This window comes from Microbacterium sp. Leaf320 (assembly GCF_001423485.1).
Lineage (GTDB): Bacteria > Actinomycetota > Actinomycetes > Actinomycetales > Microbacteriaceae > Microbacterium.
This window is the reverse complement of sequence record NZ_LMOD01000002.1, coordinates 417,556-432,781: the sequence shown is the minus strand read 5'-3', so window position 1 is coordinate 432,781 and position 15,226 is coordinate 417,556. Positions and strand designations below refer to the sequence as shown.

Genomic DNA, 15,226 nt, shown 5'->3' with positions numbered 1-15,226 from the left:
GGGTGATCTCCTTCCCGGCGCACCCGCTGATCCCGCTTGACCTCAACCTTTGTTGAGGTTCTACGGTCGTGCTTATGACCATCGACACGGGTGGGGCGCAGACCGCGAAGGTCGCCGCCCCCGGCATCATGAGCGGCGCCTACCTCTGGATCACGATCGGCGCCTGCGCCCTCGTGTTCCTCGGGGCGTTCGAATCCCTCGCCGTCACCACGGTGATGCCGGCGGTGAGCGCCGACCTCGACGGTGACCGTCTGTATGCGCTCGCCTTCGCGGGGCCGCTCGCCACCGGGGTGATCGGCATGGTCGTGGCGGGCAACTGGGCCGATCGCCGCGGACCCGTCGCCCCGCTCTACGCGTCGGTGGCGCTGTTCGTCGTCGGACTCCTCGTCGCAGGCCTCGCACCGACCATGGAGGTGCTCGTCGCCGGGCGCTTCGCCCAGGGCCTCGGCAACGGCGGGCTGATGGTGGCGCTGTACGTGGTCGTCGCCCGGGTCTACCCGCGCGAGCTGCATCCCGCGATCTTCGCCGGTTTCGCCGCCGCCTGGGTCGTGCCGTCGCTCGTCGGGCCGACCGTCGCCGGGGCCGTCACAGAGCTGTGGAGCTGGCACTGGGTGTTCCTCGGCGTTGTCTTCCTCGTGGTCCCCGCCCTGCTGATGGTCGTCCCCGCGCTCCGCGGACTCTCGGGCGACGGCGATGCCACGATCCCCTGGGCGTTCGGTCGGCTGGGATGGTCGGTGCTCGCCGCGGTCGCGGTGCTCGGACTGAATCTCGTCGGCGACGTCCCCGGCGTCGGCCCCGTGCTCGCGGCGGCAGCAGTCGTCGTGGCGCTCGTCGCGGTCCGGGCGCTGCTGCCCACGGGAACCCTGCGTGCCCGACGCGGTCTGCCCTCGGTGCTGCTCGTGCGCGGACTCGCCGCCGCGGGGTTCTTCGGCGCCCAGGTGTACATCCCGTATCTGCTGACCGATCGATACGAGGTGTCGCCGACCATCGCGGGGCTCTCCCTCACCGGCGGTGCCCTCGCGTGGTCGGCCGCCGCCACCCTGCAGGGGCGCATGGGCGTGCGCCTCTCGAGCGTCACGGCCGTGCGGATCGGCACGCTCCTCGTCGTCGCGGGAGTCGTGCTCGCGCTCGCCGCAGCGGTGCTCACCGCACCGGTCGTCGTCATCATCGTCGCGTGGATCGTCGCAGGGGCGGGCATGGGGCTGATGAGTCCGCGGACCAGCGCTCTGACCCTCGAGATGTCGGCGCCCGAGAACCAGGGCTTCAACAGTGCGGCCATGACGGTGGCCGACTCGTTCGGGAGTGCGCTGGCGCTCGCGGTCACGGGCGTGCTGTTCGCCGGGCTGGCCGCGGCGGGAGACCCGTTCATCGCGGTATTCGCCTTCGCCGGGATCATCGCGCTCGCCGCGGCGGTGCTCGCTCCTCGGGTCATGCCCCGGGTGGGGTGACCGACGCCGGCCGATCGGCGGCAGGTGGCCGGTGGCTGGTGGCAGGGCGGGGTCGTCCGTTTGCAGGACCGTCGCACAGATGCAGGACGAAGAGACGGATCTGGTCCTGCAGGCGTGCCGTGGTCCTGCAGACGTGCCGTGGTCCTGCAGACGTGCCGTGGTCCTGCAGACGTGCCGTGGTCCTGCAGATGGATCGGGTCGGTCCGGTAGACGGGTGGGATCGGGTCGGATCGGCCCCCGCGGAGCCCCCGGGCGAGCCCGGCGACGCGCCCGGAGCGCTCTTGCACAAGCTCCGGCGGAACACCACCCCGTGACTCGGCGTTGCTTCTGAGGAAGACTGGGCGACGGAGAGGTGCACCTCATGACTGCTGAGAAAACCGACGAATACGACCTGATCGTGCTGGGCGGAGGACCGGTGGGCGAGAACGTCGCCGACCGCGCCGTGCAGGACGGACTGACCGCGATCATCGTGGAGAGCGAGCTGGTGGGCGGCGAGTGCTCGTACTGGGCTTGCATGCCGTCGAAGGCGCTGCTGCGCTCGGGTCAGGCACTGCGTGCGGCGCAGAAGGTCAAGGGCGCGGCCGAAGCGGTCACCGGAAAGCTCGACGTGCGAGCGGTGTTCGAGCGCCGGGACTCGTTCACGAGCAACTGGTCGGATGACGGACAGGTGAAGTGGCTCGACTCGGCCGGCATCGACCTGGCGCGCGGCCACGGGCGACTGACGGGCGAGCGCGAAGTGACGGTGACGGATGCCGACGGCGGCACCCGCGTGCTGCGCGCCCGCCATGCGGTCGCGATCAGCACGGGGTCGGATGCAGTGATCCCGCCGATCGAAGGCCTTCGCGAGTCGTCTCCCTGGACCAGCCGCGAGGCGACCAGCGCCGAGGAGCTGCCCGAGTCCCTCGCCGTGATCGGCGGCGGCGTCGTCGCGGTCGAGATGGCGACGGCGTACGCGGCTCTCGGCTCGACGGTGACGATCATCGCCCGCAGCGGTCTGCTCGGCGCGATGGAGCCCTTCGCGGGCGAGCGCGTCGCCGCCGGACTGAAGGAGCTCGGAGTGGATGTGCGCACCGACACAGGCACCACGCGCGTCACGCGGGGTGACGACGGCGTGACGATCGTGCTCGACGACGACTCCACCGTCACTGCGGCAGAGGTCCTCGTCGCCACCGGGCGTTCTCCCCGAAGCGGCGACATCGGCCTCGACGTCGTGGGCCTCGAGCCCGGTCGCTGGATCACGGTCGACGACACGCTGCGCGTCCCCGGATCCGACTGGCTCTACGCCGTTGGCGACGTCAACGGACGCGTGCTGTTGACGCACCAGGGCAAGTACCAGGCGCGGGCGGCCGGAGACGTCATCGCAGCGCGTGCGCAGGGCGGAGACGTCGATGATGCTCCGTGGGGCAAGCACGTGGCGACTGCCGACAAGACCGCCGCCCCCCAGGTCACCTTCTCGTTCCCCGAGGTCGCCTCGGTCGGGCAGACGGAGTCGGAGGCGCGCAAGGCCGGGCATGACGTCGCCGTGGTCGACTACGACCTGGGATCGGTCGCCGGAGCGAGCCTCTACGAGGACGGCTTCGAGGGCCAGGCCCGCATCGTGATCGACAAGGAGCGTGACGTCATCATCGGCGCCACGTTCGTCGGCCCCGAGGTCGCCGAGCTCGTGCAGACCGCGACCGTGGCGATCGTGGGCGAGGTGCCCATCGCGCGCCTCTGGCACGCCGTTCCGGCCTACCCGACGATCAGCGAGGTCTGGCTGCGGCTGCTGGAGGGCTACGGGCGGGATTCGGCATGACCGCCCGAACCATCCGTCCCGGCATCCGCTCCGAACAGACCGTGAGAGGCCGGGTGCGGTCGGCGTGCCCGGAGCAGGATTGTTTCTCACATTGACGCCCCCCAGCGCAAGCCTGGGGCGGATGTCGCACACCTCTTATACGCTCGAATCCACATCCGAGGAGGCAGGACCATGAAGGCTGTACTCGCAGGAACCGTCATCGCCGAAGCAGACGAGAGCGATCTCGCGCGCATCGAGGGCAACTGGTACTTCCCGCCCGCATCGATCACGGAGGGCGCGCTCGTCGAGAGCCCGACCCCGTACACGTGCCCGTGGAAGGGCGCCGCGCAGTACTTCTCGGTGCAGGCGGGCGGCGAACTGCACACCGACTACGCCTGGTCGTACCCGACTCCGTTCCCGAGCGCCTTCGACCGCGTCGGCAAGGACTTCTCGGGCTTCGTCGCCTTCGACCCGAGGGTCGAAGTCTCGGCATGACCTCTGTATGCCGCAGCCGAGGCGCTGACGCCCGTCTCGTCGATCGATCGACCGGAGAGTAATCATGATCGAGTTCCGCAACGTCACCAAGCAGTTCCCCGACGGCACGACCGCCGTGAAGGACTTCAGCCTCGTGTTGCCGTCCCGCAAGACCACCGTCTTCGTCGGGTCGTCCGGCTGCGGAAAGACCACTCTGCTGCGGATGATCAACCGCATGGTCGAACCGACCTCGGGTGAGGTCGAGATCGACGGCGAGAGCGTTCTGGGCGGAGACCCGGTCGCCCTGCGCCGCAGCATCGGCTACGTGATGCAGAACTCGGGCCTGATGCCGCACTTCACCGTGATCGACAATGTGGCCACTGTGCTGCGGCTGACCGGTGTGAAGAAGGGCCCCGCGCACGAGCGTGCGCGTGAGCTGCTGAAGACGGTGGGCCTCGACCAGTCGCTGGCCGAGCGATACCCGAGCCAGCTCTCGGGCGGACAGCAGCAGCGTGTGGGCGTCGCCCGTGGGCTCGCGGCCGATCCGAACATCCTCCTGATGGACGAGCCGTTCGGTGCCGTCGACCCGATCGTGCGCGCCGACCTGCAGCAGGAGACCCTGCGCCTGCAGCACGAGCTCGACAAGACGGTCGTCTTCGTCACGCACGACATCGACGAGGCGTTCCTGCTCGGCGACCAGGTCGTGATCCTCGACAAGGGCGCTCGTATCGTGCAGGTGGGCAGCCCGAGCGAGATCATCGAGAACCCGGCAGACGACTTCGTCGCATCCTTCATCGGCGCCGATCGTGGTCGTCGGGCACTGCATCTCAAGGAGACACCGCACGGCACCGTCGTGGTCGACTCCGAGGGTCGCACCCAGGGTGCGATCGTGGCCGACGCCGAGAAGGCCGACGGCCCTCTCGCAGGACCGGATGCCGCCGCTCTCGGCGCTGTGCGGAGCGAGCGTACGTGAACTGGGTCGTCGACAACCTCGGGTTGATCTTCGAGCTGACGCTGGTGCACCTGCGTCAGAGCATCATCCCGATCGTGCTCGGATTCGTGCTGTCGCTGCCGCTCGGGTGGGTGGCCTGGCGGTTCCGCCTGGTGCGCGGACCGATCATCGTGCTCACCGGGCTGCTGTACACGATCCCGTCGCTCGCACTGCTGATCCTGCTGCCCTCGGTGGCGGGGTACTCGGCCCGAAGCGAGACGAACCTCGTGATCGCGCTCACGATCTACGCGATCGCGATCCTGGTGCGTGCGGTCTCCGACGGGCTCGATTCGGTCGACGACGATGTGCGACAGGCGGCCACCGCCACGGGGTTCGCCTCGTTCCGGCGGTTCTGGGCCGTGGAGTTCCCGCTGGCAGGACCGGTGATCCTCGCGGGCCTGCGTGTGACCGCCGTCAGCACCATCTCGCTCGCGACCGTCGGCATCCTCATCGGCGTGACCAACCTCGGCTATCTGTTCACGAACGGCCTCGACCGACGCATCATCGCCGAGGTCTTCGCGGGTGTCATCGCCGTCGTCATCATCGCGCTCGTGATCGACCTGCTCCTGCTGCTGGCCGGCCGCGCGCTCATGCCGTGGACCCGTGCGGCATCACGCAAGGTGGCCGCTCGGCCCGTCACGGTGGGAGCTCCCGCATGAATCTCTTCGCCGAGGCCTTCGCCTGGATGCTCGCCCCCGCTCAGTGGACGGGCAACTACGCGCTGCCCAAGCTGCTCGCGGAGCACCTCGTGCTCACGGCCGTCTCGGTACTGATCGCCGCAGTGATCGCCGTGCCCATCGGCTGGCTCATCGGCCACACGGGCAAGGGGCGCGAGGTCGCCGTCGCGATCTCTGGTGCGGCGCGCGCGATTCCGGCGTTCGGTCTGATGATCCTGCTGGTGCTGCTGCTCGGCGTGCTCCGCGTTCCCGAAGCAGCGATCATCACGTTCGTGCTGCTCGCGATCCCGTCGCTGCTCGCGGGCGCGTACACAGGGCTCGAGGCGATCGATCGCCGCGTGATCGACTCGGCCAAGGCCATGGGCATGACCGGCTGGCAGATCTTCTGGAAGGTCGAGGTGCCCCTCGGGCTCCCTCTGCTCGTCGGCGGCATCCGCTCGGCCCTCCTGCAGGTGATCGCGACCGTCACGATCGCCGCCTACGTGAACCTCGGCGGCCTCGGATGGCCCATCATCCAGGGCATCCCGTTGCAGAAGTTCGATCAGGTGCTGGCCGGCGCCATCCTCGTGGCCACGCTCGCGTTGCTGGTCGACCTCCTCCTCGCCGCGGCTCAGCATGCCGCTGTGCCGGCCGGGCTTCGCGCCGGCCGCCCGACGCGTCGTCGGTCTCGTGACCTCGCGCCCGCCGCGGCTCCCGCGACCGCCTGACAGCGCCCCGATCTCTCCATCCCGCACAGCAGTTCCACACAGCAGCAGTCCCCCACAGCAGTCCCAGAGAAGAGGAAAGTCCATGTTCACAGCACGAGGCAAGCGCTCTGTCTTCGCCGTCGGTCTTGTCGCCGCGGCGGCACTCGCCCTGTCGGCCTGCTCGTCGAGCAACCCGCTCGACGAGCCGTCCGACTCGAGCGAGGGCTCCGGCAGCGGCGACACGATCGTCGTCGGCTCGCAGGCGTACTACTCCAACGAGATCATCGCCGAGATCTACGCTCAGGCGCTCGAAGCCGCCGGCTTCGACGTCGAGAAGCAGCTCAGCATCGGCCAGCGCGACGCGTACATGCCCGATGTCGAGTCGGGTGCGATCAACGTCTTCCCCGAGTACACGGGCAGCCTGCTCGAGTACATCTCGGACGACGAGATCGATGTCACCAGCCCTGATGACGTCTACGCGGCGCTGCAGGATGCGCTGCCCGAGAGCCTCACGGCCCTCGACTTCGCCGAGGCGACCGACCAGGACTCCTACACGGTGCTCAAGAGCTTCGCCGAGGAGAACGACCTGAAGACGATCGGCGACCTCAGCAAGGTCACCTCGCAGGTCACGATCGGCGCGGCTCCCGAGTTCGAGCAGCGTCCCTACAGCCCGGCTAAGGCCAAGGAGGTCTATGGCGTCGACCTGGCGTTCTCGGCCACCGGCCCGACCACGCTCGAGTCGCTGCTCGCCGGCCAGATCCAGGTCGCCGACATCTACACGGCCGACCCCGCGTTCGAGACCGAGGAGATCGTCGCTCTCGAAGACCCCGAGAACCTGATCATCTCGTCGAACGTCGTGCCGATCGTCTCGAGCGACATCGCTGACGACGTGTCGGACGTGCTCAACGCCATCAGCGCCAAGCTGACCGGCGAGGAGCTCGTCGCACTCAACGTGCTGAGCACGGTCGACCAGCAGTCGTCGGCCGACATCGCCAAGAAGTGGCTCGAGGACAACGACCTCGTCTGACGCCGAGTCGTCTTCACACGAAGGTGCCCGGACCCTCAGCGGTCCGGGCACTTCTGCGTGTGAGCTGCGGGCGTCGGTGTCGGTGTCGCCGAGGGTCTAGACCCGGGCATCCTGCCGGGGTATCAGCACCTGTTTGATGATGATGAGGATGGATGCCGCGACCGGCACCGCGACGAGCGCGCCGAGCAGGCCGAGCAGCGTGCCACCGGCGAGGGCGCCGATCACGACGAGGGCACCCGGAACGGCCACAGCCTTGTTCATGACGCGGGGAGTGATGACGTACGCCTCGATCTGCATGTACACGACATAGATGAGGGCGAACACGAGAGCCGCGACGGGGTCGCTGAAGAGCGCGAGTCCGCTGCCGATGATCCAGAAGATCACCGATCCGACGAGCGGGATCAGGGTGATGCAGAACGCGACGGTCGCCATGAGCGGAGGGAACGGCAGGCCGAGGAGGAGATACAACAGGAATGTGAGGACCGCGTTGCAGAACGCGAGCACCACCATTCCCATGACGTAGGCCCCGACCGAATCGGTGATCTGGTCGGTGATGTCGCTTGCGCGAGCGCGGTCACGGGCAGGAGCGAGGCGGAGCATCCCCGACTTGATCGAGGGCAGAGTCGCGACGAAGTAGAGCGTGAGCACGAGCACCACGATGATGCCCGAGATGGCGTTGGCGATGGAGGCGCCGACCTGCAGTGCGCCGCCGCCGATCGCCGCGATGTTGCCGGGGTCGGTGAGGAACTTCTGCACGTCGACGACGAGCGACTCGAACTGGTCGCCGAACTGATCCTCGAGGGTCGCGTAGACGTCGCTCCGCATGAACTCCTGGATCATGCCGGGCACCGAGCGGATGAAGCTCGCGATCTGCTCGATCACGACCGGCACGACCATCCAGATCACGAGGCCCGCGACGACGATGAGCCCGAGGATCGCGACGACCACGGAGATGGCGCGAGACAGCCCGCGCCGCTCGAGGAAACGCACGGTGGGGTCGAGTCCCAGGGCGGCGAACAGGGCGAGGGCGATGTAGATGAGCACGGTCGACAGGTTCGCCATGGCGAGCCCGAGCACGATGGCGGCGAGGCCGCCGAGCGTCACCAGGAAGCCGAACACGAACGGGCGGTCGATGCGCGTCCAGAACGAGCGGCTCGGCGTCATCGGCTCGACGACCCCGGTGCGCACGCCATGCGATGCGCTCTGATCGAGGCGAGCCGGCGTCGCGACGGTGGGGGATGCGGGGGTTCCGGTCGACACGACGGGGCCGGACGAGCCCTCGGTTCCGGCCGATGCGTCGGGAGTCGAGGTGGGATGCTCGGGCTGCGGGGACGGGTCGGATGCGGCAGCGGACGCGCTCGACGACGGTTCCTGCTCTTCTCGGCTCATGTGCTCACGATAGCGTTCGCCCGAGGTGCGACCCAGGAGTCATCCCCCGTGCCGGGTGGGGTCGTTCTGCCGCGTGTTTCCGTAGAGTAGGGGGCATGACCGCCGCTGAAGACCCCCGGGCTGAACTCCTGCGACTGCGTTCGAGCATCGACAACATCGACGCCGCACTCATCTTCATGCTCGCAGAGCGCTTCCGCGCCACGCAGCAGGTCGGACAGCTCAAAGCCGAGCACCAGATGCCGGCATCCGATCCGGGCCGTGAGGAGCAGCAGGTCTCGCGCCTGAAGGCCCTCGCTGAGGATGCGCACCTCGACCCCGAGTTCGCCGAGAAGTGGTTCAACTTCGTGGTGGCCGAGGTGATCCGCCATCACACGGAAGCCGCCGAAGGGCGATGATCCGGCCTTCCGGGCGAGTGACAGTGTGTGCAGCACTCACCCGCCCGGGGACCGAACTAAGTTTATTGAATAAACTATGACCGAGGGTACGCAGAACCCACTGGTCTGTCAATCGATTCGGACAACGGGACCGGCTCCATGCTGAACGGCGACGACGCACTCGACACGCAGGCGTCGGTCCGCCGCGCCAACCTGCGTCGGGCGCTGCAGCTCGTGTTCCGCAGCCCCGGTGCCCAGACGAGGGCAGGCATCGCTCGGGCCACCGGGCTCACCGCGGCGACGGCCTCGTCTCTGGTCGCCGAGCTCATCGAACTGCAGCTGATCGCGGAGGGGGCCCAGGCTGCCAGCACCGGCGGCAAGCGGGCCACGACCCTCAGCATCGACGCCACCCATCACCTCATCCTCGTGCTGGTGGTCCGGCCGACCGACGCGCACATCGCGCTGGTCGGTCTCGACGGCGCAGAGGTCGAGACGCGCAGGGTCGGGTACTCGTCGGAGTCGCGGGACCGACTGCTCGACGGCGCACTCGCCGAGATCGCGACCGCACACCGCGGCCGACTGCTCGTCGCGGGGGTGCAGCTGCCCGGCACGACCGATGGTCGCCGCGTCTTCGAGAGCGTGCAGCTCGGCTGGACCGACGTCGCTCTCGCGGATCGCTTCGAGGCGCTGCTCGGCGTTCCGGTGCTGCTCGTGAACGACGTGGATGCCGAGGCGATCGCGGAGTCCGCAATCGAGGACGAGTCGGCGGGGTATCGGCTGTTCATCCACATCGGCACCGGAATCGGTGCGGCGGTGACCCTCGATGGCGAACTCGCCCCGGGCCCTCGCGACCGTGCAGGGGAGATCGGTCACGTGCAGGTGCAGTTCGGCGGCGACGCGCGGGCGTGCCGGTGCGGGCGGCAGGGGTGCCTGGAATCCGTGGCATCGATGACCGCCATGCTCGGCGACGACTTCGACGATGCGATGGATGCCGAGGCGATCGAAGGCCTCGCCACGACGGCCGACGCGGATCGGCTGGCCGACGGGGCGCGGTCGCTGGCTCGCACGATCAAGCTCATCGCGGCGGTGCTCGACGCCGCCGAGGTCGTGATCGGCGGCCCTGCTCGTGCGCTCGGCGATCAGTTCCTCCAGCTCGTGCAGGCCGAGATCGGCTACATCGCCACGGGAACGGCGAACGTGCCCGTGCGCTACGCCGACGCGGACGCCTCGATCTCCACCGGCGTCGCTCAGGTCGCGTTGTCGAGCGCGCTGGGCGTGCGCTGGAGCCCGGCGCAGCTGCGCGCGGCATCCGCTCCGGCGTCCTGATCGAGGGACCGGGGGCGCGATCAGCGCGTGGCGATCCCGACGAGCGCGGCGACGAGTCCGGCGATCACCAGGACGACGATCGCGAGGATGTGCACGATCTTGCCCGCGACGAGCATCGGCAGGTCGGGCCCGTCGTATGACGCGGGGTTGAAGAGCACGCCGCGTGCGCGGAAGCTCCAGCGCATGCCGAACCCGATGCGCCGCAGCGCGTGCGACGGCGCGGCGAACGTCCGTCCGCGCTGTTCGCGTGACGCCTTCCATGCCGCCTGCGCCGCGTACCAGGCGATGACGAAGAAGGGCATCGCGAGAGACACCGCCCAGGCGATGAGAGCGACGCCGATCAGAGTACCCATCCCGGGGTCGAGCTCTCGGATGAAGAACAGCCCGAGAGCCGCGAGTCCGACCGCCACGGGCACGAGCACCACGCCCCAGCCCCACCCGGGGTGAGCGTCGTCCATCGGTCGCCTCTCGACGCGCCCCGCATCCTGCCAGGTCATGTGATCCCCCCTGTCTCACCGCACCGGATGGCGGAGTCGACCATGCCAGCGTATCCGGGCGGGTGGACCCGGTCAGCCGCCGAACACTCTCGACGACCGCCGGACTTCTCCTGAGACGACGATGCGGGGCGCCACGACGGTGGCGCCCCGCATCCGTTCCGACGGTTCTACTTGACGCTGCCGGCGGTGAGCCCGCCGACGAGACGCTTCTCGATGAGCATGAACAGGATGACGACGGGCAGGATCGCGACGATCGAGACGCCGAACACGTACTGCCAGCTGGTCTCGTACTGACCGACGAACTTGGTCAGCGCGACCGAGAGCGGCTGGTTCTTGTCGGTGGAGAGGATGACCAGCGAGGCGGCGAACTCGTTCCAGCAGGCGACGAACGTGAACACGATCGCGGTCACGATGCCCGGCCAGACGAGCGGCAGGTTGATCTTGAAGAGCACGGTGAAGCGACCGGCGCCGTCGATCTGGGCGGCCTCGTCGATCTCCTTGGGGATGCCGGCGAAGAACGAGTGCATGATCCACACCGCGAACGACAGGTTGAATGCGGCGTTGATGAAGATCATCGCAGCCCACGTGTCGCTGAGCCCGAGCACCGTGAACTGGCGGAACAGGCCGGAGGTGAGGACGGCCGGCTGAAGCATCTGCGTCACGATCACCAGGAACAGGAAGACCATGCGCCCGGGGAACTTGAACCGCGCGGTGTAGTAGGCCGCGGGCAGTGACACCAGCAGCACGAGCAGCGTCGCGAACACGGCGATGATGATCGTCGAGATCAGGTTGTACGGCAGCGGCGTCTCGGGGGTCGACCACATCGAGATGTAGTTCTCCCAGTGCCACTCGATCGGCAGGTAGGTCGGGTCGACCGAGCGGATCTGCGACTTCGTCTTCACAGATCCTGCGAACATGATCAGATACGGGAGCACGAAGATCGCGAGCACGAGGATGCCGGCGGCCATGCGCAGGATGACGCGGGGCAGCGTCACCTGGTCTTCGGTGTAGCGGCGCTTGCGTCCGGGGATGCGGGGAGCGGCGTCGTCTCCGGCGGTCGTGACGAGGGCGGTCTCGGTCAGGGTCATGATCAGACCTCCTTCATGGGCTTGACGGCCTTGACGTAGATCGCGACGATCACGATCACGATGAGGAAGGCCACGACCGACAGCGCGCTGGCGACGTCGACCTTCTTCTGCAGCTCGATGTATTTGAAGATCATCGTCATGATCGTGTCGGCGCCGTAGCCCGGGATCGACCCGGTCATCACCTTCAGGATCGGCAGCGAGTTGAACACGTTGATGATGTTGATGAGGATCGCGACAGCGAGAGCGCTGCGCAGCTGCGGCACGACGACGGTCCAATAGGTGCGGGTGGCTCCGGCGCCGTCCATCTTCGCGGCCTCGAGGGTGTCGGCCGGAACCGTCTGCAGCCCCGCGAGGATCGTGTACGTCGTGAAGGGCAGCGAGACGAAGATCGCGATCACGATCGACCAGGCGAACGCGGTGGCCGGGTTCTTGGTCCAGCCGTAGCCCACCGCATCGTCGGACAGTCCGATGTCGTACAGGAACTTGTTGAAGACCCCGAAGTACGGCTCGAGGCTGTAGTAGAAGACCATGGTGGTCATCACGACGGATGCCGCCCACGGCACGATGACGGCCATGCGCACGATCTGCCGGCCGGGGAAGGCCTTGTTCAGGATCTGCGCGAGGCCGAGCGAGATCAGCACCGTGAAGGTCACGACCGCGACGACCCAGATGATCGTGCGGAACATGATCGGCCAGAACTCCGCGAACGTGAACACGGTCACGAAGTTGTCGAACCCGACCGACCCCTTGTCGAGGCCCGACAGCGAGATGTCACGGGTGGAGTTGAAGAACATCACCCCGGCGGGGAACAGGACCACGCCGATGATGAGGAGCAGGGCCGGTGCGATCCAGGGCAGCGCCTGGAGCAGGTCCTTCCCACCGGGCCTGCCGCGGGCGGCACCCGATCGGCGGCCCGGGGTGCGGGGGCGGCCGGTGGCCGCCCCCGCGAGGTTCGGGGATTCTGTCGTCTGGCTCATGGAATATCCGAACCTCTCCGTCTCTTGTGTGGGCAGGGTCGGCGGGGATCAGCCCGCGTCGACCTGTGCCTGGATCTCGGTCAGGACATCCTGCGCGGACTTCGTCTGCAGCTGGCCGAACAGCGACTTGAAGGCGCCGTCGGTGGCCGACCACTTCTCGTTCGTCGACGGGTAGAACTGCGCGTCGGGCAGCACGTCGAGGAACGGCTTGAGAGCCTCCTCGCCGGAGAGCTGCTCGGCACCCGACTTGGTGACGGGAAGGAAGCCCTCCGCCTGCACCCACGGCACGTACACGTCTGCCGAGTAGTAGTAGTCGAAGAACTTGGTGATCGCCTCCTGCTTGTCACCGTCGTTCTGGAACGCCATCAGCTGGTCCATGACGCCGAGCGTGAACGGCGAGCCGTCCTTCGTAGGGATCGGGACGATGGAGTAGTCGAGCTCGGGGTTGCCCTCCTCGATCTGGCCCACTGTCGGGGGCAGACCCACCTGCATGCCGATCTTGCCCTGGATGAAGATGTCCATCAGGGGCGAGCGCTGCGTCGAGCCGGGGTCGGCCTGCGTGGCGCCTGCGTCGATCATCTTCTTGATCTGCTCGGCACCTTCGAGGTTCTCGGGGGTGTCGATCGTGATCTCGGACGCGTCGCCGAACGAGCCGCCGCCGCCCCAGAGCCAGACGGCCGCCTCGGCCTGCGCCTCTTCGGAGCCGAGCGGCATGCCGTAGCCGGCCATACCGCCGCCGAGTGCCGACACCTTGGTCGCGGCATCCAGTAGTTCGTCCCAGGTGGTCGGCGCCTCGACACCGGCCTGCTCGAGGAGTGCGTTGTTGACGAACAGCGCACGGGCCGACGCGATCAGCGGCAGGGCGTAGGCGGTGCCGTCGACCTCGGCGTTCGCGAGGAACGCGTCCTGGAAGTCGGAGTAGGTCTCCTCCGAGACGACATCCTCGACCGGGTAGAGCAGCTCGTCGCCGACGAATCCGGCGAACGGGCCGCCGTTGTAGATGTCAGGGGCCTCGCCGGCCTGGATCTTGGTGGAGACGACCTTCTCGAGGTTGTCCCACGACTGCACCTCGAGGTCGACCGTGATGTCGGGATTCTCCTTCTCGAATCCCTCGATCACGTCTTCCCAGAGGCCCTTGGTGGCGTCGGAGTAGCTGGGGACGAGGAGGTTGAGCGTGGTCTCGCCCTCGGCATCTCCGCCGCCTCCGGTCGATCCGCCGAACCCGCACGAAGCGAGCGTGAGAGTGGCGGTTGCCGCCAGGGCAACGGCGCCGAATCGCAGTGACTTCTTCATGTGTATTGCATTCCTCACTGTGTGGGTGGTGCACAGTCGCAAGCGCAACTCACGCGACGGTGCGTGTGATCGCCTTCCCTTGGTGGCTGGGCGATCGGTCAAGCCGGGTCGGCTCGGGTAACCCTCCATGGACCGGGTCGCCGGAGGGGCGGTGGAACTTGTTCGATTATTTGTCAGGAGAATAAACAAATCAAGAGGAACCTTGCGAGATTTCCTTGTGTCGAAATACTATGATCGAATTAGCACCTAAACAATCACAAACTTGCAACATCTGGTCCGGAGGCCGACATGACCGAACTTCTGCCCGGCGCACACATGCGCGAAGAACTGAACTCACAGCCCGAGACCTGGGCGCGAGCCGCCGATCTCCGTGACATGCAGGCGCTGCTGCCGGCTTCCGGAGCCCGCATCGCCGTCGTCGGATGCGGCACCTCGTGGTTCATGGCCCAGTCGTACGCGTTCCTGCGCGAGACCTCGGGTCAGGGAGAGACCGACGCGTTCGCGGCATCCGAGTCGTTCGTCGACCGCGGCTACGACGCCGTCGTCGCTCTCACGCGTTCCGGTACGACGACAGAGGTGCTCGAACTGGTCGACCGCATCAAGGGCCGCGTCCCCACTGTCGGCGTGATCGGCGACCAGACCTCGCCGCTCGTCTCTCTTGTCGACGAGGCCGTGCTGCTGCCCTTCGCCGATGAGAAGTCGGTCGTGCAGACCCGCTTCGCGACGACGGCTCTGGCCCTGTTCCGCGCCTCGCTCGGAGAAGACCTCACCGGCGCGATCGAGGATGCCGCTGCCGTGCTCGAAGCGGATTACGACGACGAGCTCCGCGACGCCGAGCAGTACTCGTTCCTCGGCCGTGGCTGGACCGTGGGCCTCGCGCACGAGGCCGCACTGAAGATGCGCGAGTCGTCGCAGTCGTGGACCGAGTCCTACCCGTCGATGGAGTACCGCCACGGCCCGATCGCGATCGCCGCGCCCGGCCGCGTGACCTGGCAGTTCGGCGAGGCGCCCGAGGGGCTGGCCGCGCAGGTCGAGGCCACGGGTGCGCGCTTCGTGCAGCATCCGGTCGACCCCCTGGCCGACCTCGTGCGTCTGCACCGCGTGGCACTCGACCGCGCCGTTGCCCGCGGACTCGACCCCGACCAGCCGCGCAACCTCACGCGATCCGTCATCCTGGATGCATGACCCGACCCACCCGCGGAGCA

The 15,226-nt window shown here is 67.8% G+C and carries 15 protein-coding genes; 10 read left to right on the top strand and 5 right to left on the bottom strand.

The window, feature by feature from the left end; all coding sequences use genetic code 11:
- Positions 1-74: 74 nt before the first annotated feature.
- The 7 genes from ASF63_RS06895 (at position 75) to ASF63_RS06865 (ending at position 7,077) form a co-directional block, all read left to right on the top strand.
- Positions 75-1,448 carry an MFS transporter gene (locus tag ASF63_RS06895; RefSeq protein WP_056511231.1) on the top strand — a complete coding sequence of 458 codons (1,374 nt, stop codon included), beginning with the start codon at positions 75-77 and terminating at the stop codon, positions 1,446-1,448.
- 361 nt (positions 1,449-1,809) lie between these two features.
- Entirely contained in the window at positions 1,810-3,243 is a 1,434-nt protein-coding gene (locus tag ASF63_RS06890) for a dihydrolipoyl dehydrogenase family protein (protein WP_056511228.1), read from the top strand.
- A 171-nt stretch (positions 3,244-3,414) separates the two neighbouring features.
- On the top strand, positions 3,415-3,717 hold the full coding sequence (locus ASF63_RS06885; protein ID WP_056511225.1) for a DUF427 domain-containing protein: 303 nt from the start codon (positions 3,415-3,417) through the stop codon (positions 3,715-3,717).
- Positions 3,718-3,781: 64 nt separating this feature from the next.
- A complete protein-coding gene (locus tag ASF63_RS06880; protein WP_082477901.1) occupies positions 3,782-4,669 on the top strand; it encodes an ABC transporter ATP-binding protein in 888 nt (295 codons plus the stop codon).
- The gene (locus tag ASF63_RS06875; protein WP_056511220.1) at positions 4,666-5,346 is read left to right on the top strand and encodes an ABC transporter permease; all 681 of its coding nucleotides are present in this window, start codon (positions 4,666-4,668) and stop codon (positions 5,344-5,346) included. Before ASF63_RS06880 ends, ASF63_RS06875 begins: the two co-directional genes overlap by 4 nt.
- Positions 5,343-6,071 (top strand): ABC transporter permease, encoded by a 729-nt coding sequence (locus ASF63_RS06870; RefSeq protein WP_056511217.1) that lies wholly within the window; start codon positions 5,343-5,345, stop codon positions 6,069-6,071. The genes ASF63_RS06875 and ASF63_RS06870 overlap by 4 nt, the downstream gene beginning before the upstream one ends.
- Before the next feature lie 82 nt (positions 6,072-6,153).
- Positions 6,154-7,077, top strand: a complete 924-nt coding sequence (locus ASF63_RS06865) for an ABC transporter substrate-binding protein (RefSeq protein WP_056511215.1) — start codon at positions 6,154-6,156, stop codon at positions 7,075-7,077.
- Positions 7,078-7,173: 96 nt separating this feature from the next.
- Here the strand turns inward: ASF63_RS06865 and ASF63_RS06860 are convergent, their stop codons facing one another.
- Positions 7,174-8,466: an AI-2E family transporter gene (locus tag ASF63_RS06860; protein WP_056511213.1), complete on the bottom strand. Its 1,293-nt coding sequence runs from the start codon at positions 8,464-8,466 to the stop codon at positions 7,174-7,176.
- 95 nt (positions 8,467-8,561) lie between these two features.
- Here ASF63_RS06860 and ASF63_RS06855 point away from each other — a divergent pair, with 95 nt between their 5' ends.
- Together ASF63_RS06855 and ASF63_RS06850 are read left to right on the top strand one after the other, a co-directional pair.
- Complete coding sequence (locus ASF63_RS06855; RefSeq protein ID WP_056511210.1) at positions 8,562-8,861, top strand: chorismate mutase; 300 nt, start codon at positions 8,562-8,564, stop codon at positions 8,859-8,861.
- Between the two features lie 138 nt (positions 8,862-8,999).
- A complete protein-coding gene (locus ASF63_RS06850) occupies positions 9,000-10,166 on the top strand; it encodes an ROK family protein (protein WP_056511206.1) in 1,167 nt (388 codons plus the stop codon).
- 20 nt (positions 10,167-10,186) lie between these two features.
- Here ASF63_RS06850 and ASF63_RS06845 read toward each other — a convergent pair whose 3' ends face one another.
- From ASF63_RS06845 to ASF63_RS06830, 4 genes are all read right to left on the bottom strand, one after another.
- Complete coding sequence (locus ASF63_RS06845) at positions 10,187-10,663, bottom strand: hypothetical protein (RefSeq protein WP_157534262.1); 477 nt, start codon at positions 10,661-10,663, stop codon at positions 10,187-10,189.
- A 167-nt stretch (positions 10,664-10,830) separates the two neighbouring features.
- Positions 10,831-11,751 (bottom strand): carbohydrate ABC transporter permease, encoded by a 921-nt coding sequence (locus ASF63_RS06840; RefSeq protein WP_200933980.1) that lies wholly within the window; start codon positions 11,749-11,751, stop codon positions 10,831-10,833.
- A gap of 2 nt (positions 11,752-11,753) precedes the next feature.
- Positions 11,754-12,728, bottom strand: coding sequence for a carbohydrate ABC transporter permease (locus tag ASF63_RS06835; RefSeq protein ID WP_056511201.1), 975 nt, complete (start codon positions 12,726-12,728; stop codon positions 11,754-11,756).
- 48 nt (positions 12,729-12,776) lie between these two features.
- On the bottom strand, positions 12,777-14,021 hold the full coding sequence (locus ASF63_RS06830) for an extracellular solute-binding protein (protein ID WP_056511199.1): 1,245 nt from the start codon (positions 14,019-14,021) through the stop codon (positions 12,777-12,779).
- Between the two features lie 288 nt (positions 14,022-14,309).
- Between ASF63_RS06830 and ASF63_RS06825 the strand changes: the two genes are divergently transcribed.
- Entirely contained in the window at positions 14,310-15,206 is an 897-nt protein-coding gene (locus ASF63_RS06825; RefSeq protein ID WP_056511195.1) for an SIS domain-containing protein, read from the top strand.
- Positions 15,207-15,226 lie beyond the last annotated feature (20 nt).

Bases quoted from the DNA above. Each gene is read 5' to 3' on its own strand.
- ASF63_RS06830 (WP_056511199.1), bottom strand. From the start codon at position 14,021: ATGAAGAAGTCACTGCGATTCGGCGCCGTTGCCCTGGCGGCAACCGCC.
- ASF63_RS06840 (WP_200933980.1), bottom strand. From the start codon at position 11,751: ATGACCCTGACCGAGACCGCCCTCGTCACGACCGCCGGAGACGACGCC.
- ASF63_RS06895 (WP_056511231.1), top strand. From the start codon at position 75: ATGACCATCGACACGGGTGGGGCGCAGACCGCGAAGGTCGCCGCCCCC.
- ASF63_RS06835 (WP_056511201.1), bottom strand. From the start codon at position 12,728: ATGAGCCAGACGACAGAATCCCCGAACCTCGCGGGGGCGGCCACCGGC.
- ASF63_RS06825 (WP_056511195.1), top strand. From the start codon at position 14,310: ATGACCGAACTTCTGCCCGGCGCACACATGCGCGAAGAACTGAACTCA.
- ASF63_RS06880 (WP_082477901.1), top strand. From the start codon at position 3,782: ATGATCGAGTTCCGCAACGTCACCAAGCAGTTCCCCGACGGCACGACC.
- ASF63_RS06870 (WP_056511217.1), top strand. From the start codon at position 5,343: ATGAATCTCTTCGCCGAGGCCTTCGCCTGGATGCTCGCCCCCGCTCAG.
- ASF63_RS06865 (WP_056511215.1), top strand. From the start codon at position 6,154: ATGTTCACAGCACGAGGCAAGCGCTCTGTCTTCGCCGTCGGTCTTGTC.
- ASF63_RS06885 (WP_056511225.1), top strand. From the start codon at position 3,415: ATGAAGGCTGTACTCGCAGGAACCGTCATCGCCGAAGCAGACGAGAGC.
- ASF63_RS06845 (WP_157534262.1), bottom strand. From the start codon at position 10,663: ATGACCTGGCAGGATGCGGGGCGCGTCGAGAGGCGACCGATGGACGAC.
- ASF63_RS06890 (WP_056511228.1), top strand. From the start codon at position 1,810: ATGACTGCTGAGAAAACCGACGAATACGACCTGATCGTGCTGGGCGGA.
- ASF63_RS06860 (WP_056511213.1), bottom strand. From the start codon at position 8,466: ATGAGCCGAGAAGAGCAGGAACCGTCGTCGAGCGCGTCCGCTGCCGCA.
- ASF63_RS06850 (WP_056511206.1), top strand. From the start codon at position 9,000: ATGCTGAACGGCGACGACGCACTCGACACGCAGGCGTCGGTCCGCCGC.
- ASF63_RS06855 (WP_056511210.1), top strand. From the start codon at position 8,562: ATGACCGCCGCTGAAGACCCCCGGGCTGAACTCCTGCGACTGCGTTCG.